This is a genomic window from Symbiopectobacterium sp. RP, assembly GCF_050472005.1.
Taxonomy (GTDB): Bacteria; Pseudomonadota; Gammaproteobacteria; order Enterobacterales; family Enterobacteriaceae; genus Symbiopectobacterium.
Genome location: NZ_JBGOGS010000001.1, coordinates 1,762,675 through 1,784,701 on the forward strand (window position 1 = coordinate 1,762,675; position 22,027 = coordinate 1,784,701).

The window sequence follows — 22,027 nt, forward strand, 5'->3', positions numbered from 1 at the left end:
GGTCATGCCTGAACGTCTTTATCTCGATCTTGAAACCTTCAGCGAGGTGCCTATCAAAAACGGTACCCATGCGTATACAGAGGAGGCTGAGATCATGCTTTTTGCCTGGGCTATTGATACTGACCCCGTGCAGGTATGGGACGTGACCCGCGGAAAGCCCATGCCCACGGCGCTTCGAACCGCATTAGCCAATCCTGATGGGCTGATTTACGCCCATAATTCATATTTCGACCGCACGGTATTAAATCACGCCATGCCGGGTATAGCTGCCGGTGGCGTTGAGCGCTGGCGGGATACAATGGTCAGGGCGCTGGCGCACGGCCTGCCGGGATCGCTGGGCGATCTGTGTGACATTCTCAGTGTTTCGCAGGATAAAGCCAAGGATAAGGCTGGTAAGCAACTGATCCAGCTATTCTGCAAGCCTCGACCCAAAAACAGCGCTATCCGCCGCGCTAGCGCGAAAACACACCCTGTCGAGTGGCAGCGATTCGTTGAGTACGCCGGACTGGATATTGATGCCATGCGTGAGATCGACAAAAAGCTACCTGCCTGGAATTACTCAGGTCAGGAACTGGCGCTCTGGCACCGGGATCAGCGTATCAATGATCGCGGCGTATTCATGGATGTCCCCCTCGCAGAAGCAGCGGTGACGGCGGTTGACAGTGAACAGAAGGTTCTGGCCAAACGAACGCGGGAGCTCACGGACAACGCGGTGCAAGCGGCAACACAGCGTGACGCCATGCTGAAACACATAGCAGAAGCCTTTGGTATCGAACTGCCCGATATGCAGGCCAGCACCTTGCAGCGCCGGGTTAACGATCCTGATTTACCGTTTGAACTTCGTGAATTACTCGCTATCCGCCTACAGGCCAGCTCCACCAGCACCAGTAAATACAAAACCCTGATGAAAGGCGTCAGCCGTGACGGACGTCTGCGCGGCACATTGCAGTTTTGTGGGGCATCGCGCACAGGCCGCTGGGCCGGGCGCTTATTTCAGCCGCAAAATTTACCCAGACCAATGCTGAAACAAGCCGACATTGACTGTGGTATTGAAGCACTGAAAGCCGGGTGCGCCGACCTGCTTTACGACGATGTGATGCAGTTGACCAGTTCAGCGTTGCGCGGCTGCATCATGGCCCCTGCCGATAAAAAACTGGTGGTATCTGACCTTAGCAACATCGAGGGGCGCGTACTGGCGTGGTTAGCCGGGGAGAAGTGGAAGCTACAGGCGTTCCGGGATTATGACACCATCATCGGTACCGATGAAAAAGGCGAGGCGATCCGCGCTGGCCATGACCTGTACAAACTGGCCTATGCAAAATCTTTCGGCGTCCACCCGGATGAAGTGGACAAAGATCAGCGTCAGGTCGGCAAGGTGCAGGAGCTGGCGCTGGGCTATGAAGGGGGCGTTGGCGCATTTCTGACGTTCTCGCTGGCGTACAACATCGACCTCGAAGAAATGGCCTCCGCCGCTATCGCCAATATTCCGCGCAACATTCTGGATGAAGCTATCCGTGCATATGAATGGTCGGTAAAACAGAAGCGAACCTACGGACTGTCAAAACGCGCTTATGTTGTTTGCGACTCTTTTAAACGCCTCTGGCGCGAAGCCCACACGGCAACATTCAGCTTCTGGAAGGAGATCGACCAGGCCACCCGCCGCGCCATTGCCACACCCGGCATAACCATTTCCTGCCGCAAATTAAAGCTTCGCCGCGACGGAAGCTGGCTACGTATTCAGCTTCCCTCTGGCCGGGCGGTCTGTTATCCCGGCGCACGTATCGACGACAGCGGCAAGATCAGCTACATGGGCATCAACACCTACAGCCGGAAATGGCAACGCCTGCAAACCTACGGCGGCAAGCTGGCAGAGAACGTAACCCAGGCTACCGCCCGTGATGTGATGGCCGCGAATATGCCCGGTGTGGAGGACAACGGTTACGACATCATACTGACGGTGCATGACGAGATTTTAACGGAAGCGCCAGACCATTCTGATTACTCCCACGAACACCTGAGCATCCTGCTCGCAACTAACCCCGCATGGGCTTTAGACCTACCACTGTCTGCTGGCGGGTTCGAGGCCTACCGCTACCGTAAGGAGTAACCCTTATGTCTTTTAAAAAAAATGACAATCCGCTTTATTTCCGTGCTGCGCGTGAAGCTGCACAAATTGAACGCGAGGGCGATTACCGCCGCGCCGCCAAAATATGGGCGAAAGCAAACCGGTCAGCGCGTAACCCGCTAAACCAAATGTGGAGCGAAAACCGCTCTGACTTTTGCCTGATGCAGATCGGGCGGGACAAACTGAAAGAGGCGGTTACCGATGGCTTACATCCGTGAATCCACCATCGAAAAGCACCTTGTAGCGGAAGTGAAAAAAGCGGGCGGTATTGCCTACAAGTTTGTGTCCCCCGGACGCCGCTCTGTTCCTGATCGGCTGGTACTGCTACCTGGTGGCCGTCTCGTTTTCGTTGAATGCAAAGCTCCTGGCGAGAAGCCACGGGCAGATCAACTTCGGGAACACAACCGGATGCGCGCGCTGGGTTTTACCGTGGTTGTGCTGGACAGCAAAAATATGGAGGGTATTCAATGAAACTGGATAACGCACGGGTGCTGACCTTCAGACACCCCAATATGGGCGAGGTCGTCGCCATCACCAACGGCGGCGAGAGTATAGACGATGCCCGCTATCTGGTCAGTCTGGGCAGACAGCCTAACGAGGACTGGGAAACGCAGACGCTCAGGGCGGTGATTGGGTATATGGCGGAAGACAACAGGCGGCTGCGCAAACAGGTTAGCCGCCTGACGCAGGAAGGGGGGTGTAAAATCAAAGCAGTTTAATTACCACCGTGACAATGGTTGATGCCAGACCGGCGATAGCGAGAATCACAGCACTCAGTTTTATCAATAATCCATTTGCAGTATGTTCAACATCTTTACGGAGTAAGGCTATCTGAGCTTCAGTTTTCTCGAAGCGAGCCTGCATCTGAGCTTCGTTCTTCTCGAAGCGAGCTTCCATGTCCTTACGGACATCGGCTATCTCTGCGGATAGATCCTTACGGACATCAGCGATATCGCGCTTTACCTCGGCAATATCAGCCTTTGTAGCCACATCCGCCACCTCATGAGACTTGCGTACGACGAGCGAGATCGCCCGCGCCTGCTCTCTGGAAATGCCAGCAGTCTCAAGCTCTTCCGATGCCTGCAATGTATCAAATGCAACTTGGCCCATGGGAAATCCTCCTGCGTTAAGCCAAGTGTAAGCGATCTAACCGCCAACCTGCAAAATTTTGCAAGTTAGCCCCCCCATACCTTTTAACCCCATCTGTTTAATTATGGAGACATTGCCATGACCAAAATTATCACTATCCAGAATACCCAACTGCCCGTTATCGAATATCAGGGCCAGCGCGTAATTACGACCGAGCTACTAGCTCAGGGGTATGGAGCTGAAGTAGATAGCGTACGTCAGAATTTCAAACGCAATAAAAACCGCTTCATCGAAGGGAAACACTACTTCAAGGTAGAAGGCTAGGAATTACAAGAGCTTAAGAACCACGTGACATTAAGTCACGCGGTTAATAAACATACAACTAGCCTCACACTCTGGACTGAGCGCGGGGCATCACGTCATGCCAAGATGCTGGAGACCGACCAGGCGTGGGAATGGTATGAGGCGCTGGAAGATAACTACTTCCGCTTACGCGAACAAAAATCCCCTGTGGATCTTGGCCTACCAAACTTCCTCGACCCGGCAGAAGCGGCGATCGCATGGGGCAAGGAGCGCAAGGCTGTTCAGCTGATTACTTTCGAGCGCGATGAAGCTGTACGCACCAAAGCGCAGATCAGCGAAAAACGGGAAGCCACCGCCTGCCAGCGTAATGCTGTTTACCAGCGTATAGCCAATAAGGCGATAAAAGAACGCGAAGAAATGGCGGCTTTGCTGGGTGCCAGCAAAGACTATGCGTCAGTACGCTCAGTGTGGCGCGCCACAGGTAACTGGTACAGCTACCGCCAACTCACCACATGGCAGGACGAACATGACGCGATGGAATCCTACTACTGGGATGAGTCCACGGATGCACGAATTTTATGCTACCCCCGTGAAGCATGGCTGGAAGTCTACGACGTGGATATAGCGAAACTATTCTGAGGGGCTTTGTTGAATAAATAGATTTTATGCTGCACCCCCGGTGAAACGACAGATCCTCGCAACGCAAAATCATGCAGTTAGGCCTCATAAGAAAAGTGTACACCTGAGGTGACAAGCATTTTCTACCAAAACTGGCTTGGCAAAACAGCATGACTCACTATTATTCAACAAAGCCGTTCCGCTTGACAAAAGGGGTAGCATGGTGGGTTGTGCAGGATTCGAACCTGCGACCGAAATTTTTTATCTTATTGATTATAAATAATTTATTAAAAAGTGAATATACTGCGGCTCTTTTACGGCGCTTCCTCTGTCCGGGTGTAGTCGTCTAGCTCATAGCATTTTTAATGGCAGGTGCTTTTACCTTAGTTGGATCATCGGTTTTAAAGACCTTCAATCGTTTACTGAAGAACATCACTTCTGAGCCCTTATATCGATCTTGAGCACTGTAGTTTATTCCATACACTAATGATGATGCCTTATACATACCTTGGATCTCAGGAGTATTATCGTAAGAAACAATCCATGGTGTTTTAATATCATTCTGTACTACTTTTGCAACATTAAGATGGTCACCATGTTCATAATGGTTGATATATAATCCCTTACCTTTTATGTAATATGGCGGGTCTAAATATGTTAATGATTTCTTCGGCAATTGAACAACTATTTTTTTATGAAATCAATTGCATCCATGTTATACAAGTCTATTCTTTCACGGTTTTTTGATATTTTCTTTATCCGGGAAATTAACTCACTTTTGTTATAGCGAGCATCAAGCTTCCATTGCCCTTCTTGATTTTTACCACCAATCACACCGCCTTTTAATATTCCAGAACGATTTGTTCTATTAAGAAAAAAGGAAGAAAAACCAATTGTTAGCATATCATGGCCTTTGGGATTATTAATTATTTCTTTCTGTTTGAACCACTCATTCATTGTGACTTCAGTTCCTTCAATTAAAGCACACAGGTGGTCTGCATTATTTAATACAGTGTGCCAAAAGGCATAAACAGAAATATTAATATCATTAAGAATGATTTTTTCAGCTACATTTAAATGTAAAAGCTTCAGCGCTAAACCAGCCCCTCCAGCATATGGCTCTGCATAATGTATAGGCGAAAGCTTATTATCTTCAATAATCCGAAGCATGAAATTTGAAAGCTTGCCTTTGCCGCCAGGATAGCGAAGTGGGGTGTTAAAACGCATATGATACCTCTACATGTCAGTTCTAAAGTATATCCAAAAAAGGGCTTTATGGCCATCCCATAAAGCCCTTTGCAATCAATCAGTTGCTAGGCAGATACGAAGTGATAGTAGCAGAGTCAACGCCATGTCCATTTGTCATAATAATTTTAAGATTTTTGATTAATTCATGCTTGAAACTGTTGGATTCCACTAAGTGTTTATCGACCCAATATCGATAGGGATTATCTTTAACACGCCCTTTTACTTGTTCCGGCTTTGTTGAATAAATAGATTTTATGCTGGCAGCCCAGTGAAACGACGGATCCTCGCAACGTAAAATCATGCAGTTAGGCCTCATGAGAAAAGTGTACACCTGAGATGACAAGCATTTTCAACCAAAACTGGCATGGAAAAACAGCATGATTACCTATTATTCAACAAAGCCATTCTGAGGCTGAAAATGACAAAACCATACACCCCACGGCCATATCAGGAATTAATCACCAGTTTCCTCATTAATAATCCGCGCTGCAACGTGTGGGCAGGCATGGGTATGGGTAAAACAGTTGCCACACTGACTACGCTGGAAGATCTCTTTATGTGCGGAGCCGAAACCCAACCGGTGTTGGTTCTTGCGCCGCTGCGCGTGGCACGGTCAACGTGGCCGGATGAAGCCAACAAATGGAGTCATCTGCGCAATATCGAGATCCAGCCCATTATGGGCAGCGTAAAAGAACGGCTGGCAGCGCTGACGAACAGCAACGCCAGCGTTTTTACCACCAACTACGACAACCTGGTATGGCTGGTTGAAACGCTGGGTGAGCGCTGGCCGTTCGCCAGCGTAATTGGCGACGAGAGCACCCGGCTTAAATCCTTTCGATTGCGCGGCGGCGGCAAACGTGCGGCAGCACTTGGCAAGGTCGCACATAAGCATGTCCACCGCTGGGGCAATCTCACCGGCACGCCAGCACCAAACGGTCTGGTAGACCTGTGGGGGCAAGCGTGGTTTGTCGATCAGGGCCAGCGCCTGGGGCGCACATACGGCGCATTTACCTCGCGCTGGTTCAACGCAATCCAGTTTCCCGGCCAAAGCTGGAACCCTTTCCCCATTCGCAGGATGAGATACAGGCCGCGCTACGCGATGTGACGATCTCACTGGATGCCGCCGACTGGTTTGTTATTGAGGAACCGATCCATAACGTGATCCGCGTGGAAATGCCGCCCAAGGCACGCCAGCAGTATCAGGAAATGGAAAAGGAGATGTTTCTGGAACTGGATGGTGACGGCATTGAAGCGCCAAACGCCGCCGCAAAAACCGTGAAGTGTTTGCAAATCGCCAGCGGCGCTATCTATACCGACGACAAAGGTACCTGGTCAGAAATCCACGACGCCAAGTTGCAAGCGCTGGAAAGCGTGATTGCCGAATCTGGCGGTATGCCGGTGCTGGTTGCCTACCACTTTAAAAGCGATTTAGCCCGTTTATTGAAAGCCTTTCCAAAGGGTAAACAGCTTGATTCCGATCCACAGACGCTGCGCGACTGGAATGCCGGTAAAATCCCGGTGCTATTCGCTCATCCAGCTAGCGCAGGCCACGGCCTTAACTTACAGGATGGCGGAAACATCCTGGTGTTTTTCTCGCACTGGTGGGATCTGGAACAGTACCAACAAATTATCGAACGTATCGGGCCAACACGCCAGATACAGGCGGGGCATAACCGCCCGGTATGGATACACCATATTATCGCCGCCGATACCGTAGACGAACTGGTGATGGAACGGCGCGATTCAAAACGCAACGTGCAGGATATCCTGCTGGAAGCCATGAAGAAAAGGGGCAGAGCATGACACCGATAATTTCAGACACCGACCTGATAACGATTAAAGAAGTGGAACGCAGCGTAGGGTTAAAAAAATCCTGCATTTACCTGCGCATCAGTAATGGTGAATTTCCCAAGCAAAAAAAGCTCGGCACCCGTACCGCGCGCTGGGTACGCGGCGAGATCGAAGCGTGGAAAAAACAGTTTCTTTAAATCAGCCTCAAGTGATCGATATAGTCCGCGTACCACTGCATCATTTCCCGCCGTCCATCCAGATATAGGGCCTGGTTATAGGTTCCACGAATCACATTTTTGTCCACGTGTGCGAGTTGCAGCTCAATCCAATCGGGGTTAAACCCCTGATCATTGAGTACTGTGCTCATCGTATGCCGGAAACCATGCCCTACTACCCTTCCCTTATAGCCGATGGTCGCTATCATCCGGTTAATCGTGTTGTTGCTCATCACCTTTGAGGGATCATTCCTTCCGGGGAACATATTCCTATACCGTCCGCTCAGTGTCTTGAGTTCACGCAACAGGGCAATCAGTTGCGATGACAGCGGTACAATGTGTGGTCGGCTCATCTTCATCACCTCAGCCGGTATTGACCACAGCTTTTCCCCATCAAGATCCACCCAGTCCCACTGTGAATAGCGTAGCTCCTGCGTACGTAGACCAGAGAGCATAAGAATTTGCAAGCCCAAGCGCGTTATTATGCTGCCAGTGTAACCATCCACCGCCATGAGGAAGTCCGGCAATTGGTCGACGCGCAGAAAAGGATGCCGCGTAGACTTGTGTTTCACCATGGCGCTTTTCAGCTCCCCGGCAGGGTTAAACTTAGCCCGTCCGGTTGCCACCGCATAGCGGAAAACCTCACCACACCAGCACCGCGTTTTGGCCGCTTTCTCTGTGGCGCCGTGTGCTTCAACTTTACGCAATGCCGCCAGCATCATTACTGGCTCAATCTCCGCAACCGCAAGATTGCCCAGCGCCGGGAAGATGTCTTTGCCGAACGCTTCTAAAATGTCGGCAGCATAGCGAGGGGACCAGCGGTTTTTTTTAAATTCATGCCATTCGATGGCAATCTCTTTAAAGGTAATGGTTTTCGCCGCTGCCGCCGAAGCACCATAGTTTTTTACTTTCACGGGATCGATGCCCGCAGCCACATTTTGCCGGGCCTCATCGCGTTTCCGTCGTGCAGCGGCGAGGGATACCGCAGGGTAGACGCCGATTGCCAACATTTTTTCCTTGCCGGCAAAGATGTAACGGTAGCGCCAGTATTTGGCACCACTGGTTTTTATCAGCAAAAACAGCCCGTCACCATCCGGCAGTTTGTAATCCTTGTCACCGGGTTTTGCTGTTTCAATCTGTCGCGCATTGAGTTTCATAGATACCCGTTACCAACTTAAGATACCCGGATATGTACCCGTTTTAGGCACGGATCGCAACGGTTTTAGATGGATCAGATCGGACAATAAATGGCGCTAACATTTCTATTTTTAAGTGAAAAATGGACACTCAAGAACACCACCGGAACAATAGATGGCGCATCACCAATCAGGCGACCAACGACAATGAATCTTATCGCCAAAGTTCGCAACAGGCCCTGCGCGATGTGGAACAGTGGTTATTACACCATGGTTTCCCTGAGCTGATTACCCTGCGTAACCGTTTTGCCCGGCAGATGGGGTATCGCAATTATTTTGACTTTATGTTTTTTGTGAAAAGTTGCATTGTCCATCGGCTTTGTTGAATAAACATATTTTATGCGGCACCCTCGGTGAAACGACAGATCCTCGCAACGCAAAATCATGCAGTTAGGCATCATAAGAAAACTGTAAATCTGAGGTGACAAGCATTTTCTACCAAAACTGGCTGGAAAAACAGCATGACTCACTATTATTCAACAAAGCCTTGTCCATCACGATTACACTGTTTTTAGGGAGTACTGGGATAAGGACTTGTGTGACCCAGGAATAGAAAACATCGCTGTTAATATTGATATCAAATAATCCGATATAGCCAACCGACTTAAAAATGATTACAGCCAATGCCACATATCATGGCATTGGCTGTAATCATTTTTAAGTCGTTTGGCTATATGTTCAATCCCATCAAAAGCAGGTTACTTTATGGACGAAAAACAGTTACAGGCTCTGGCTAACGAGCTGGCCAAAAATCTCAAAACCCCTGACGCTCTCAACCCGTTTGATCGCCTGCTGAAAAAGATCAGTGTTGAAGCTGCCCTTAATGCTGAAATGACCCATCACCTCGGGCATGAGAAGCCCCAGTCCAAATCTGGAACTAACACGCGCAATGGCTACTCCACAAAGACTGTTACCACCGGCGATGGTCCGCTGGAACTGCGTACACCACGTGATCGTGATGGTTCCTTTGAACCGCAACTGGTGAAGAAGAACCAGACCCGGATCACCGGGATGGATAACCAGATTTTATCGTTGTATGCCAAAGGGATGACCACCCGCAAAATTGCCGCTGCGTTCAAAGAACTGTATGACGCGGATGTCTCACCCGCCCTGGTATCGAAGGTCACCGATGCCGTTATGGAGCCGGTTGTTGAATGGCAAAACCGCCCCCTGGATGCGGTTTATCCCATTGTTTACCTTGACTGTATCGTTCTAAAAGTCCGGCAGGACAGCCGCGTTATCAATAAGTCTGTGTTCCTGGCGCTGGGTATCAATATCGAAGGCCAGAAAGAGCTACTGGGGATGTGGCTGGCCGAAAATGAAGGCGCAAAGTTCTGGCTGAACGTGCTGACAGAACTGAAAAACCGTGGCCTGACCGACATCCTCATTGCCTGTGTGGACGGCCTGAAAGGGTTCCCGGATGCCATCAACACGGTCTACCCGGAAGCCCGCATCCAGCTGTGCATCGTGCACATGGTGCGCAACAGTCTGCGCTTCGTTGCCTGGAAGGACTATAAGGCGGTAACACGCGACCTCAAAGCAGTGTATCAGGCTCCAACCGAAGAGGCCGCGCTTCAGGCGCTGGAGACGTTCGGTGGGACATGGGATCACCGCTATCCGCAGATAAGCCGGAGCTGGCAGTCAAACTGGGCCAACCTGTCGACATTCTTCTCGTACCCGCAGGAACTTCGCAAGGTAATCTACACGACGAACGCTAACGCTATAGAATCACTGAACAGCGTGCTCCGGCATGCAATCAAGAAACGCAAGGTGTTTCCGACTGATGACTCGCTGAAGAAGGTCGTATGGCTGGCAATCCAGGCGGCATCACAGAAATGGACGATGCCCTTACAGGACTGGCGTATGGCAATGAGTCGCATTATTATCGAGTTCGGTGACCACCTTGACGGTCACTTCTGAGGAAAGGCATTTACACAAAATCTTAAACGGGCTCTAATAAAGCGCCAATAACATTTGTTCTTCCCTTGGCTCCCCAGTTCTTCAGGCCAAAACACCGTTGACCTTTTGGGGAATAGCAGTGAGTCCGTGGGGTATCGTGTGGAAAACCATTTTCATCAATAAAAACAACAGGTTTGCCTTCTTTTTCATACTGTTGTGTTTTTTTGTTGAAATGCTTGCCGGGCGCTTTCGTCGGCTTTCGGATGACGTAGAGTTTTTTTATAGGTCAATCCCAGCTTTTTAAGAGCTTGCCAAATGGCCTTCTGACAAACGCCAAAACGCTCTGCACGTTCTTTTTGGTAAGCATCTGGATATTGTTCAACATCTTTTATCAACTCGGATTTATCGATCTTTCGCTGACGCGTGGTCGATGCTTTTGACGCTATTTGATTAATCCAACGCGATACAGAGGCAGGGCCAATCCGAAATTGCTTCGCTGTTTCTCGGATACTCAACCCTTCTTCTTCCCGTGTAGATATCACTTTACGTCTAAAATCAATTGAATAGCTCATTTAAATAATGTAATCAAAATTAAGTCGTTTATCTATAATGAGTGGCTTACGTTACTCGCACGTTAACCGGTGGCCGGTGAGCGTCTCTGGCGTAAAAAAACCGCCTTCTCATCGGTTACCCCATAAACGGGCTTACACGGTGAGTAAGGCGGTTGTCAGAAGAGAAAGGCTGAATTACTTAGCAGCAGTCTTCTCAGCGGGTTCCGTCATCTTGTGATTGATGCGGTTATCAAAATTTTCGTTAAACTGCTTTTTCTGCTCCGGCGTCAGAACGTTATAAATCTTGTTCTGCGTTTCCAGGCGGCTTACCATCCGCGCTTTATGAATCTCATCCTGCTTATTTGACCTGCGCTTGGGCTTTCGCCATATCGAACGTGTCTGCCGCAATCACATCACGCATGGCACGGTGTTCATCCTGCATCACTTTGCGCATGTTATCGCGCGCATCACGAATGATATCCCCAACCTGCTTTTTCTGCGCCTCGGTCAGGTTGAGATCTTTAAGCATCCACTCCTCATGCATGCCGGCGCGAGGGCCACCGCGTTCACCTTTCATCATACGAGTTTCATGACCATGGCCTTTTTGAGCATCATTGGCATGCGTAATACCCGCTGCGCCAAACGCCAATGTAGATGCCACCAGAATCGCTGTCAGTTTACGCATAGTGCTATCTCTCTCTTTCCAGTTTACTCGTTAACGACGATTGTCGTCTTGACGGTGTTGAGTATAGACAGTGCAACTTCGAGTTAATTAGCGTAAGGATAAATCTCTGCAAGTTCCGTCTCCACAATTGCGTCAAATGTGGAGAATGCGGAGAAACTATGTAAACCCCGTAAGAAAAACGTTAAGGCCCTCTTAGTCTAGGTAACAATGAAAATATAAAATTAATAAAATCAATTCATTATCAAAAAACAAAGTTTTTCGCACTTAAATCGCTTGCTATTTAATCTTTATCTATATAGATTGTATTTTATGAACAAGAAAACGCAGGCAGTACCAACATCATTGCCAGCGCAAGCCTATCAGCTTGGCGGGCAACTCTGTTTCGCACTCTATTCAGCCAATCTGGCAATGAATATAGCTAAACCACTTAATTTTGATTACATTATTTAAATGAGCTATTCAATTGATTTTAGACGTAAAGTGATATCTACACGGGAAGAAGAAGGGTTGAGTATCCGAGAAACAGCGAAGCAATTTCGGGTTGGCCCTGCCTCTGTATCGCGTTGGATTAATCAAATAGCGTCAAAAGCATCGACCACGCGTCAGCGAAAGATCGATAAATCCGAGTTGATAAAAGATGTTGAACAATATCCAGATGCTTACCAAAAAGAACGTGCAGAGCGTTTTGGCGTTTGTCAGAAGGCCATTTGGCAAGCTCTTAAAAAGCTGGGATTGACCTATAAAAAAACTCTACGTCATCCGAAAGCCGACGAAAGCGCCCGGCAAGCATTTCAACAAAAAAACACAACAGTATGAAAAAGAAGGCAAACCTGTTGTTTTTATTGATGAAAATGGTTTTCCACACGATACCCCACGGACTCACTGCTATTCCCCAAAAGGTCAACGGTGTTTTGGCCTGAAGAACTGGGGAGCCAAGGGAAGAACAAATGTTATTGGCGCTTTATTAGAGCCCGTTTAAGATTTTCTGTAAATGCCTTTAGAAGTGACCGTCAAGACGGTCACCGAACTCGATAATAAAGCGACTCATTGCCATACGCCAGTCCTGTAAGGGCATCGTCCATTTCTGTGATGCCGCCTGGATTGCCAGCCATACGACCTTCTTCACCGAGTCATCAGTCGGAAACACCTTGCGTTTCTTGATTGCATGCCGGAGCACGCTGTTCAGTGATTCTATAGTGTTCGTCGTGTAGATTACCTTGCGAAGTTCCTGCGGGTACGAGAAGAATGTCGACAGGTTGGCCCAGTTTGACTGCCAGCTCCGGCTTATCTGCGGATAGCGGTGATCCCATGTCCCACCGAACGTCACCAGCGCCTGAAGCGCGGCCTCTTCGGCTGGAGCCTGATACACTGCTTTGAGGTCGCGTGTTACCGCCTTATAGTCCTTCCAGGCAACGAAGCGCAGACTGTTGCGCACCATGTGCACGATGCACAGCTGGATGCGGGCTTCCGGGTAGACCGTGTTGATGGCATCCGGGAACCCTTTCAGGCCGTCCACACAGGCAATGAGGATGTCGGTCAGGCCACGGTTTTTCAGTTCTGTCAGCACGTTCAGCCAGAACTTTGCGCCTTCATTTTCGGCCAGCCACATCCCCAGTAGCTCTTTCTGGCCTTCGATATTGATACCCAGCGCCAGGAACACAGACTTATTGATAACGCGGCTGTCCTGCCGGACTTTTAGAACGATACAGTCAAGGTAAACAATGGGATAAACCGCATCCAGGGGGCGGTTTTGCCATTCAACAACCGGCTCCATAACGGCATCGGTGACCTTCGATACCAGGGCGGGTGAGACATCCGCGTCATACAGTTCTTTGAACGCAGCGGCAATTTTGCGGGTGGTCATCCCTTTGGCATACAACGATAAAATCTGGTTATCCATCCCGGTGATCCGGGTCTGGTTCTTCTTCACCAGTTGCGGTTCAAAGGAACCATCACGATCACGTGGTGTACGCAGTTCCAGCGGACCATCGCCGGTGGTAACAGTCTTTGTGGAGTAGCCATTGCGCGTGTTAGTTCCAGATTTGGACTGGGGCTTCTCATGCCCGAGGTGATGGGTCATTTCAGCATTAAGGGCAGCTTCAACACTGATCTTTTTCAGCAGGCGATCAAACGGGTTGAGAGCGTCAGGGGTTTTGAGATTTTTGGCCAGCTCGTTAGCCAGAGCCTGTAACTGTTTTTCGTCCATAAAGTAACCTGCTTTTGATGCTGGATTGAACATATCAAAATCAGGCAATTACACAATCTCGTGTACAGGCTCTTCTCAGTCTATATAGTGTAATCAAAATTAAGTCGCTTGGCTATATCTACTGGCAGGATGCCGGGTATTCGCCAGCGGTGATAGGCTATTTGTGGTCGCTGGGGGTGGTGGCTGAGGTGGTGGTGTTTATGTTCAGCAAACGCTGGTTTGCGCGTTTCAGCGCCCGCGATCTGTTGCTGCTGTCAGCGGTGGCAGGCATTGTTCGCTGGAGGCTGATGGGGGCCACCGTAGCGCTACCCTAGCTGATTGTGATACAGGTATTGCACTGCGGTACCTTTACCCTGTGCCACCTAGCCGCCATGCGCTTTATCTCTGCGCGTAGCGGTGGCGACGTGCTGCGTTTGCAGGCCGTCTACTCGGTACTGGCAATGGGCGGCAGCATTGCGGTGATGACGGTGGTGTCGGGATTTTTGTTTGAACATCTTCAACACGCTACCTTCTAGATGATGGCGGCGCTAGTGGTTCCCGCTCTGTTTTTGCGACCCGCAACGCCCGTTCAGCACGCATAAACCGAGTATCAGGTTCATTTTGGAATAGGATGACGAGGTAAAGTGATTTTGTCATCAGTCTGACACTTGGAAAGTCCGGGTGTCATTATCTGCGTCAAGAGATGATACATTATGTTACTTTATAACACTTTCGGTCGCTGTTGTGCTCGGTTAGGGTGGCGGTGGGGTGTTTTGTTCTCGATGCTGTCGCTTGCCTCGCCTTCGGTGTGGGCGCATCCCCACAGTTTTATTGATATCCAAACCACGGTTGAAGGTGACAATGACACCATCACCGGGTTGCGTATGCACTGGACGATGGACCCAATCACCTCAGCAGATCTGCTCTACGATGCGGGCAAGGCGAAAAGTGACTCTGAAATCTGGAAAAAGCTGGCGGCGGAAGTGATGGCGAACGTGTTGGGCCAGCACTATTTTACTGAGATCTACCGGGATAACGCGGCGGTGAAATTTCAACCGCTGCCGACAGAATATCATCTGTCGCGGCAAGGTAACAAAGCGGTGCTGGAGTTTGTGCTGCCGCTTGCGCATCCGCAGCCTTTAAAAGGCGCGCCGCTACAGATTTCTACCTATGACCCGACCTATTTTGTCGATATGTCCTATCAGGATAAAAACGCTGTCCGCCTCGCGCCTGTGCTGGCGGAACACTGTAAAACAGCGCTGTTTACCCCGAAACCCAGCGCTGATTTACGTTCTTATGCGCTGTCGCTGGATAAAACCGATGCCCTCGATGAGGATCTGGCGCTGGGCAAACAGTTTGCACAACAAATTACGCTGGAATGCCACTGACTGTGTTTGAAAAACGAAAACCTCATCACACCTTGAGACTGTGTCTTGGCTTGTGCCCGTTAGTGGTTTTTTTACTGCTGTTGTCGCTGGGGGCTCAGGTGGTGCTGCGCTACTGGCCGAATATTCTGCTGCAAAGCGTTGCCTGGCAGAAGGTGATGCATCAACAGATGTCAGCGCTGCTTGAGGCGGTGCACGAACAGCCGCATCAGGCGGGGCTGAGCCTGCTGGCGTTCAGTCTGGTCTACGGCATCTTGCACGCGGTGGGGCCGGGACACGGTAAAGTGGTGATCGCCACCTACCTTGCCACCCATCCGACGCAGCTTAAAAATAGTCTGAAACTGATGCTGGCATCCTCGCTGCTGCAAGGCATGATGGCGATTGGGTTAGTGAGCGTCACGTTGGGGGTTTTGCAACTCTCCAGCCGGGCACTGCACGCCAGCAGTTTCTGGATGGAAAAGACCAGTTTTATGCTGGTGGCGCTACTGGGGTTGTGGCTCAGCGTGCGCGCCCTTAAACGTCTGTGGGCGGCGATTACCCATGCCCGACATGCCAGCAAACCCAATATTCAGCGTATTCACGTGTTAACCGCACAGGCGCACCCGCTACCGTTAGCGCCGTTATCGCCCGTGACAGATGATGGCGTATGTGGTTGTGGCCATCGTCATCTCCCCTCCCAGGAGGAATTGCAACGTGGTGATGGCTGGCGTACCCGAGTGGCGATTGTGTGTGCTATGGGGTTGCGTCCCTGCTCGGGGGCCATCTTGGTGCTGTTGTTCTCCAAAGTGATCGGCGTGTTTGCTTGGGGCGTTGCTTCTGCGCTCGCCATGGCGCTGGGCACGGCCATTACCCTCTCGGTGTTGGCGCTGCTGGTGTTCTTTTGCCGCCGCGTGATTGAACGTATGGGTCGCTCACGTGCGCCTATGTTGTGGCAACAGACCGCTTGGAGCACGTTGTCGCTGGCGGGTGGTATGTTACTGTTTGGCGTGGGGATTCTGCTTTATCTCTCGGCACAACCTGCCATTACCGGTGGTATCCGTCCGTTCTCCTGACGTGCCTGATTCTGGTTTTTCTCTCTGAACGTGCCTGACGTCAAAAAGCCATTGCGTCTGCTCTGGCGCGCAGCATATTATTTTAAAGGTGATAATGAGTCTCATTGTCCATATAAAAATCAGGGATAAAAATGAAGAAAACGCTACATTGGATAGCTATAGCCAACCGACATTATTTTGATAACAGCCAGCTATGCTTTTTTTCCGCATATCAGGGTATCTGTTGTAATCATTCTTAAGTCGGTTGGCTATATAGCTAAACGACTTAATTTTGATTACATTATTTAAATGAGCTATTCAATTGATTTTAGACGTAAAGTGATATCTACAGGGGAAGAAGAAGGGTTGAGTATCCGAGAAACAGCGAAGCAATTTCGGATTGGCCCTGCCTCTGTATCGCGTTGGATTAATCAAATAGCGTCAAAAGCATCGACCACGCGTCAGCGAAAGATCGATAAATCCGAGTTGATAAAAGATGTTGAACCATATCCAGATGCTTACCAAAAAGAACGTGCAGAGTGTTTTGGCGTTTGTCAGAAGGCCATTTGGCAAGCTCTTAAAAAGCTGGGATTGACCTATAAAAAAACTCTACGCCATCCGAAAGCCGACGAAAGCGCCCGGCAAGCATTTCAACAAAAAATACAACAGTATGAAAAAGAAGGCAAACCTATTGTTTTTATTGATGAAAGTGGTTTTCCACACGATACCTCACGGATTCACGGCTATTCCCCAAAAGGTCAACGGTGTTTTGGCCTGAAGAACGGGGGAGCCAAGGGAAGAACAAATGTTATCGGCGCTTTATTAGGCACAACGCTGTTTGCTATCGGATTATTTGATATCAATATTAACAGCGATGTTTTCTATTCCTGGGTCACACAAGTCCTTATCCCAGTACTCCCTAAAAACAGTGTAATCGTGATGGACAATGCAACTTTTCACAAAAAACATAATATTCAACAAGTCATCATCGATGCAGGGTATATGCTGGAGTATTTGCCTACATATTCGCCAGATCTTAACCCCATTGAGCATAAATGGGCACAAGCAAAAAGCCAAAAAAGAGAGAGTGGTTGCGATACAGAGATTTTGTTCTCAGTCCATATGGTGTAATCAAAATTAAGTCGCTTGGCTATATCAGTTGCAACTCATGGAGTATGGAAAAAGGCATCACCACGCCAACCGAAGAGAAAGCCGGGGTGAAACAGGATCTGGGCATGAATTCCAGCCGCCGCGTGCTGCTGGCCGACAGCAGCAAGTACGGCGCCTATTCGTTGTTTTGCGTTACGCCGCTCACGGCACTGACTGACATCGTTACCGACAGCGCGCTGGCACCGGAGACGCAGCAACTGCTGCACGCGCAGCCGGTGCAACTGCATTTGGTGTAACGTCTTGTGCCGCTTTGCATCACGCGGCTCAGGTTATGATTCAATGGGCGGGCAGCGATAATGTTCAGGTTCGACAAACTGATCAATGCTCGCAGGTCGGCCAAAATACCACCCTTGCACAATTGCATTCGGGCAGTGTCGCGCCACATAAGCGGCCTGTTCCTGCGTTTCCACCCCTTCCACCACGATGCTGGCATCCAGTTTTTGTACCAAAGAGAACAGCACATCGGTGAAGGCGGCATTGACGGAATCTGTGCCGATCGCGCCGACAAAAATCTTATCTATCTTCACCAGATTGAATGAGAAACGGCTCAGGTAATCCAAGTTTGAATAGCCGGTGCCAAAATCATCCAGCGCGATTTTATGCCCTTGCTGCTGCAACGATTGCAGTGCAACCTCCAGTAACTGCGGAGATGCGGTAGAGCGTTCTGTCAGTTCTAAAATAACACGCTCGCGCATCACCCCGTTGCGCTCGCACTCACGCTGCAAAAAGCGGTGGTAGTAGGGAGAGATGATGTCACTTACAGCAAGGTTGATGCTGAGCGTAAAAGACGATGGTTGCGTCAGATAAGGTCGCATGTCCCGAATTGCACAGCGGGTGATGGCTCGGGTTAGCTCATCGATCATGCCGTTTTCTTCTGCAATGCGCACGAACACCTCTGGCGAAATTTCCTCACCCGCGCCGTTGCGCCAGCGCACCAAGGCTTCAACGCCAATCAGCGAGCGCGTGGTAAGGCTGACCAATGGCTGGTAGTGGGCGCGCAGCTGATCGTTCTTCAGGGCCCGTTCCAGTTGGCAGGGCAGGGAGTGCCGCTTTTCACGGTAAAGCGAGTAACACAGCGTGAAGCTGCCGCCTAATGCTGCCCCCATCAGAATGATGCCCGCTATCACATACCATGGGCGATATATCACTCCCGCGTCCTCAAACTGCGCCAGCACACAGATATCAAAGCTGTTTGAGCAGGTGAAAAAATGGCGTGTACCCAAGGTGAGCCAACCGTTTTTTAATCTGCTTAAGTCTTCTTTATGAGGAAGTGTCAGGGAACCGAAGGTTTGGTAGGGGTGGTCGAGATTCTTATTGATTAAGGTGGCGCTGTATCCCTGTGGAGGTTGTGAATAGCGGCGAAAAGCAGCCGAAGCGGTGATCGTCGCTACGCCTCCGTTGCTGGCGATATCGGCGGTGATCCTAGGGTCAACCAGCCTTTCCATGGCGGTCCACAGCTGTGTGCCCGTTGATGTCGTCAGATCGGGCGGAAACAGCGGGATAGGGGGATTCAGTCTTCCCCACCCCGCAGAGCAGATCAGACGATCGTTTTCGATGCGTCCCACGTCGCGCAGATTAAGCGCGTAAAAGGACAGCAGGCGTAGTTCGCGCAGGTCGGCATCGGAGCAGGGGAGATTGCCCAATAACAGTATGCGCTGCATGGTGTCACGACTTTCTTGCGCGACGGCGACCCCTTGCGCTAACACCTCTTGCGCGTAGCTCACCAAGCGCTTTTGTTCTGACTGCGCAATAAAGGATTGACCAATGAACAGCGCCAATACCGCGCTGAGCAGCATGAAAATGATTAATCTGAACAATAATCCGGCATTGTTGGAGGATAGCATCGTTATTATCCAATTAGTGGTGATGAACATAACTCGGCATGTGGATTCAGATATCGCATCCTTGCCAATCTGGTGAAGTTATCGGCCATGTCTACAGTGGCTTGAGAAAAGGTGTTTCAGTTTGTCGCATGACGCAATGTTTAACCTGTATGTGTTGAACCGGTTGCAAGATAACGCAGTGGGTGGTTGTTATAAGCCACTGAATACCGTCTCTGTACCCTGCCATGCTATCGACGTTGCTGAGAATGATAATTATAAATGCCGATTATCAATCAGGGTAATTTTTTAATTAATATAACTTACTTGAAGTGTTAGGTTTTTTATACAGATATCCGTATCGACATCGCGCGTCGGTACGTTTTTTTGGCCTCGTGGGGGGATGCTGATGCAGGTGATCCCGGTTGGGATTCGGCGTATGGTTTTCGAAGCATTGGGCGAAAGGGAGACAGGGAAACAATGGTTGATATTTACATCAAAACGCTGATTGAGCGCGATCCGCTCATGGCATGCCTAGTTGCGCTGCGTGACGTAACCTGGTTTAACCCGGAGAGCACCACGCTTGTCGAGGGATTGTCCTACGTCGGGCTTGGGCTCGCGGATGTGCAGGCGGCGGATGCGCACTTACGCCGTTTTGCTCCCTATCTCCGCCAGGTTTTTCCCGCGTTGGCGGCGAGTGAAGGCATCATTGAGTCCGATATGGTTGACATCGCCGCGATGCAAACCGCGCTGGATGCACGATACGACAGGGCATTGCCTGGAAAACTGTGGCTGAAAAAAGATAGCCACTTGCCGATTTCCTGCTCGATAAAGGCGCGCGGCGGTATCTATGAAGTGCTGGTACACGCGGAACAATTGGCATTACAGGCGGGATTGATTACCGTCACGGATGATTATCGTCAGCTGGCGAGCGAAGATGCGCGGCACTTCTTTAGCCAATACCGTATTGCCGTGGGGTCGACCGGCAATCTCGGTATGTCGATCGGAATTATGGGGGCGACCTTGGGCTTCAAGGTTTCGGTACACATGTCGGCGGATGCGCGCCAATGGAAAAAGGACAGATTGCGCGCACACGGCGTTGACGTCGTGGAATATCAACAGGATTACGGCGTCGCCGTTGAACAAGGACGCAAAGCCGCACAGGACGACCCCTACTGCTTTTTTATTGATGACGAGAATTCTCGCTCGCTGTTTCTTGGCTATGCGGTTGCTGGCGGTCGCCTCAAAGCCCAGTTTGCTGAGCGTGGCATGGTGGTAGACGCGGAACACCCCCTGTTTGTCTACCTGCAGTGCGGCGTGGGCGGTGGGCCGGGCGGGGTGGCGTTCGGTCTGAAATTGGCGTTTGGCGATCACGTACACTGTATTTTTGCTGAGCCAACGCACTCGCCCTGTATGCTGCTGGGCGTGTACACCGGCTTGCACGACGGGATTGCGGTGCAGGATTTGGGCATCGATAACCTGACGGCGGCCGATGGATTGGCGGTGGGACGTCCATCCGGTTTTGTTGGACGTGCCATGGCGCGGTTGATTGACGGTTATTACACGCTGAGCGATGACGAAATGTATCGCTTGCTGGCGATGCTGGCGCAAACCGAAGCACTCTGTCTGGAGCCCTCGGCGTTGGCTGGAATGGCCGGGCCGTGGCGCGTGGCAGGCAACGCGGAATACCTGTCGCGTTTGTCGTTATCTGCTTCGGCGATGCAACAGGCAACGCATCTGGTGTGGGCGACGGGCGGTGGCATGGTGCCGGACGCGGAGATGCAGAAATATCTGGCGCACGGGGCGAAATAACCCGTGCGCCAGATGCCCCGTTTACTTCATGCTGGCGGCAAGGGTGTCCACATTGTGTTTGAACGCAGCGGTGTAGCTGGCGGCAGGGCCATTGCTGTCAGTTAATGCTTCCGGGTAGAGTTCACCGCCCGGTTGTGCGCCGCTGGCGCTAGCTATCTGTTTCACCAAACGAGGATCCGTCTGGTTCTCGATAAAGTAGCTGTCGACCTTCTCTTGTTTGATCTGGCGAATAAGCTCAGCAACCTGTTTGCTGCTGGCCTCCGTTTCCGTTGAATAACCCAGCGGTGCCAGGAAGGTTACGCCATAGGCCTGGCTGAAATAGCCAAACGCATCGTGGCTGGTAAGCACTTTGCGTTTTTCTGGTGCAATGGCAGAGAAGGTTTTCTTGGCATAATTATCCAGCGCCTGAAGTTGCTGAATATAGGCTTTTCCCTGCTGACGAAAATAGTCAGCATCCTGCGGGGCCGCGCTGGCTAGCGCATCGATGATATTCTGCGCGTAGATAATCCCGTTCGCTGCGCTGTTCCAGGCGTGCGGATCGGTCTGGGTTTTACCCTCTTCTTCCATTGCCAATGTGTGGATGCCCTGCGAGGCGGTCACCACTTTTCCTTGATAACCGGAAGCGGATACCAGACGCGTTAACCAACCCTCCAGGCCTAGTCCGTTAACAACAACCAGATCCGCGCTCGCGAGCGTTTTGCTGTCTTGCGGCGAGGGTTCGAATTCATGGGGATCGCCGTTGGGCTTGACCAAATCGGTGACGACGATGCGATCGCCGCCAATGTGGCTGACCATATCGCCTAAAACGGAAAAGCTAGCGACAACCTGCAACGGCTTCGCCATCGCAAACGTGCTGAATAACAGGCTGGAAAGTGCCAGTGCGATAACAGGATGTTTCATGATG

At 50.5% G+C, this 22,027-nt stretch carries 22 protein-coding genes and 5 pseudogenes; 17 read left to right on the forward strand and 10 right to left on the reverse strand.

Annotated elements, in window-relative coordinates:
• Window positions 1–4: 4 nt before the first annotated feature.
• From ACD630_RS11855 to ACD630_RS11870, 4 genes are read left to right on the forward strand one after another with little or no spacing between them, the layout of a single operon-like run.
• Window positions 5–2,107, forward strand: a complete 2,103-nt coding sequence (locus tag ACD630_RS11855) for a DNA polymerase I (protein ID WP_430358486.1) — start codon at window positions 5–7, stop codon at window positions 2,105–2,107.
• A 5-nt stretch (window positions 2,108–2,112) separates the two neighbouring features.
• Entirely contained in the window at window positions 2,113–2,343 is a 231-nt protein-coding gene (locus tag ACD630_RS11860) for an ANR family transcriptional regulator (RefSeq protein ID WP_430358487.1), read from the forward strand.
• Entirely contained in the window at window positions 2,327–2,596 is a 270-nt protein-coding gene (locus tag ACD630_RS11865) for a VRR-NUC domain-containing protein (RefSeq protein WP_430359160.1), read from the forward strand. The genes ACD630_RS11860 and ACD630_RS11865 overlap by 17 nt, the downstream gene beginning before the upstream one ends.
• Window positions 2,593–2,844, forward strand: coding sequence for a hypothetical protein (locus tag ACD630_RS11870; RefSeq protein ID WP_430358488.1), 252 nt, complete (start codon window positions 2,593–2,595; stop codon window positions 2,842–2,844). Before ACD630_RS11865 ends, ACD630_RS11870 begins: the two co-directional genes overlap by 4 nt.
• Here ACD630_RS11870 and ACD630_RS11875 read toward each other — a convergent pair.
• Entirely contained in the window at window positions 2,831–3,235 is a 405-nt protein-coding gene (locus tag ACD630_RS11875) for a hypothetical protein (RefSeq protein WP_430359161.1), read from the reverse strand. The genes ACD630_RS11870 and ACD630_RS11875 overlap by 14 nt on opposite strands.
• 117 nt (window positions 3,236–3,352) lie before the next feature.
• Here ACD630_RS11875 and ACD630_RS11880 point away from each other — a divergent pair, with 117 nt between their 5' ends.
• Window positions 3,353–3,538, forward strand: a complete 186-nt coding sequence (locus ACD630_RS11880; protein ID WP_430359162.1) for an ORF6N domain-containing protein — start codon at window positions 3,353–3,355, stop codon at window positions 3,536–3,538.
• Between the two features lie 105 nt (window positions 3,539–3,643).
• Window positions 3,644–4,156 (forward strand): hypothetical protein, encoded by a 513-nt coding sequence (locus ACD630_RS11885; RefSeq protein WP_430359163.1) that lies wholly within the window; start codon window positions 3,644–3,646, stop codon window positions 4,154–4,156.
• A gap of 325 nt (window positions 4,157–4,481) precedes the next feature.
• Here the strand turns inward: ACD630_RS11885 and ACD630_RS11890 are convergent.
• Window positions 4,482–5,362: pseudogene (locus ACD630_RS11890) on the reverse strand (DNA adenine methylase).
• Window positions 5,363–5,441: 79 nt separating this feature from the next.
• Window positions 5,442–5,684, reverse strand: a complete 243-nt coding sequence (locus ACD630_RS11895; RefSeq protein WP_430359164.1) for a hypothetical protein — start codon at window positions 5,682–5,684, stop codon at window positions 5,442–5,444.
• Window positions 5,685–5,801: 117 nt separating this feature from the next.
• On the opposite strand from ACD630_RS11895, the pseudogene ACD630_RS11900 reads away from it, so the two are divergent.
• Both ACD630_RS11900 and ACD630_RS11905 read left to right on the forward strand, forming a co-directional pair.
• Window positions 5,802–7,186, forward strand: a pseudogene (locus tag ACD630_RS11900) (SNF2-related protein).
• Window positions 7,183–7,371 carry a helix-turn-helix transcriptional regulator gene (locus ACD630_RS11905; RefSeq protein ID WP_291969447.1) on the forward strand — a complete coding sequence of 63 codons (189 nt, stop codon included), beginning with the start codon at window positions 7,183–7,185 and terminating at the stop codon, window positions 7,369–7,371. Before ACD630_RS11900 ends, ACD630_RS11905 begins: the two are co-directional and overlap by 4 nt.
• Here the strand turns inward: ACD630_RS11905 and ACD630_RS11910 are convergent.
• Together ACD630_RS11910 and ACD630_RS11915 are read right to left on the reverse strand one after the other, a co-directional pair.
• The gene (locus tag ACD630_RS11910; RefSeq protein WP_430359165.1) at window positions 7,368–8,546 is read right to left on the reverse strand and encodes a tyrosine-type recombinase/integrase; all 1,179 of its coding nucleotides are present in this window, start codon (window positions 8,544–8,546) and stop codon (window positions 7,368–7,370) included. The two genes, ACD630_RS11905 and ACD630_RS11910, sit on opposite strands and share 4 nt — an antisense overlap.
• A gap of 474 nt (window positions 8,547–9,020) precedes the next feature.
• Entirely contained in the window at window positions 9,021–9,209 is a 189-nt protein-coding gene (locus ACD630_RS11915; protein ID WP_430359166.1) for a hypothetical protein, read from the reverse strand.
• 81 nt (window positions 9,210–9,290) lie between these two features.
• Between ACD630_RS11915 and ACD630_RS11920 the strand changes: the two genes are divergently transcribed.
• Window positions 9,291–10,505 carry an IS256 family transposase gene (locus tag ACD630_RS11920; RefSeq protein ID WP_430359167.1) on the forward strand — a complete coding sequence of 405 codons (1,215 nt, stop codon included), beginning with the start codon at window positions 9,291–9,293 and terminating at the stop codon, window positions 10,503–10,505.
• A 185-nt stretch (window positions 10,506–10,690) separates the two neighbouring features.
• Here ACD630_RS11920 and ACD630_RS11925 read toward each other — a convergent pair whose 3' ends face one another.
• Both ACD630_RS11925 and spy read right to left on the reverse strand, forming a co-directional pair.
• Window positions 10,691–11,056, reverse strand: a complete 366-nt coding sequence (locus ACD630_RS11925) for an IS630 transposase-related protein (RefSeq protein WP_430359168.1) — start codon at window positions 11,054–11,056, stop codon at window positions 10,691–10,693.
• 174 nt (window positions 11,057–11,230) lie between these two features.
• Window positions 11,231–11,720 (reverse strand): annotated as a pseudogene (gene spy, locus ACD630_RS11930) (ATP-independent periplasmic protein-refolding chaperone Spy).
• 309 nt (window positions 11,721–12,029) lie between these two features.
• Here spy and ACD630_RS11935 point away from each other — a divergent pair.
• Both ACD630_RS11935 and ACD630_RS11940 read left to right on the forward strand, forming a co-directional pair.
• Window positions 12,030–12,170 carry a hypothetical protein gene (locus ACD630_RS11935; protein WP_430359169.1) on the forward strand — a complete coding sequence of 47 codons (141 nt, stop codon included), beginning with the start codon at window positions 12,030–12,032 and terminating at the stop codon, window positions 12,168–12,170.
• A complete protein-coding gene (locus tag ACD630_RS11940; protein ID WP_430359170.1) occupies window positions 12,171–12,536 on the forward strand; it encodes an IS630 transposase-related protein in 366 nt (121 codons plus the stop codon). It abuts the gene before it with no gap.
• A 181-nt stretch (window positions 12,537–12,717) separates the two neighbouring features.
• Here ACD630_RS11940 and ACD630_RS11945 read toward each other — a convergent pair whose 3' ends face one another.
• Window positions 12,718–13,926, reverse strand: a complete 1,209-nt coding sequence (locus ACD630_RS11945) for an IS256 family transposase (RefSeq protein ID WP_430360005.1) — start codon at window positions 13,924–13,926, stop codon at window positions 12,718–12,720.
• Between the two features lie 104 nt (window positions 13,927–14,030).
• On the opposite strand from ACD630_RS11945, the pseudogene ACD630_RS11950 reads away from it, so the two are divergent.
• From ACD630_RS11950 to ACD630_RS11970, 5 genes and pseudogenes are all read left to right on the forward strand, one after another.
• A pseudogene (locus tag ACD630_RS11950) lies at window positions 14,031–14,441 on the forward strand (MFS transporter); the annotation flags it as partial.
• 177 nt (window positions 14,442–14,618) lie between these two features.
• On the forward strand, window positions 14,619–15,293 hold the full coding sequence (locus ACD630_RS11955; protein WP_430359171.1) for a DUF1007 family protein: 675 nt from the start codon (window positions 14,619–14,621) through the stop codon (window positions 15,291–15,293).
• Window positions 15,284–16,342, forward strand: a complete 1,059-nt coding sequence (locus ACD630_RS11960) for a nickel/cobalt transporter (protein WP_430359172.1) — start codon at window positions 15,284–15,286, stop codon at window positions 16,340–16,342. The genes ACD630_RS11955 and ACD630_RS11960 overlap by 10 nt, the downstream gene beginning before the upstream one ends.
• 288 nt (window positions 16,343–16,630) lie before the next feature.
• Window positions 16,631–17,452: an IS630 family transposase gene (locus ACD630_RS11965; protein WP_430359173.1), complete on the forward strand. Its 822-nt coding sequence runs from the start codon at window positions 16,631–16,633 to the stop codon at window positions 17,450–17,452.
• A gap of 14 nt (window positions 17,453–17,466) precedes the next feature.
• Window positions 17,467–17,727, forward strand: a pseudogene (locus ACD630_RS11970) (DeoR/GlpR transcriptional regulator); the annotation flags it as partial.
• A gap of 33 nt (window positions 17,728–17,760) precedes the next feature.
• On the opposite strand, the gene ACD630_RS11975 reads toward ACD630_RS11970, so the two are convergent.
• Window positions 17,761–19,365, reverse strand: coding sequence for an EAL domain-containing protein (locus ACD630_RS11975; RefSeq protein ID WP_430359174.1), 1,605 nt, complete (start codon window positions 19,363–19,365; stop codon window positions 17,761–17,763).
• 426 nt (window positions 19,366–19,791) lie between these two features.
• Here ACD630_RS11975 and ACD630_RS11980 point away from each other — a divergent pair, with 426 nt between their 5' ends.
• Window positions 19,792–21,123: a D-serine ammonia-lyase gene (locus ACD630_RS11980; RefSeq protein WP_430359175.1), complete on the forward strand. Its 1,332-nt coding sequence runs from the start codon at window positions 19,792–19,794 to the stop codon at window positions 21,121–21,123.
• Between the two features lie 21 nt (window positions 21,124–21,144).
• Here the strand turns inward: ACD630_RS11980 and ACD630_RS11985 are convergent, their stop codons facing one another.
• Window positions 21,145–22,023, reverse strand: coding sequence for a metal ABC transporter substrate-binding protein (locus tag ACD630_RS11985; protein WP_430359176.1), 879 nt, complete (start codon window positions 22,021–22,023; stop codon window positions 21,145–21,147).
• Between the last annotated feature and the right edge of the window lie 4 nt (window positions 22,024–22,027).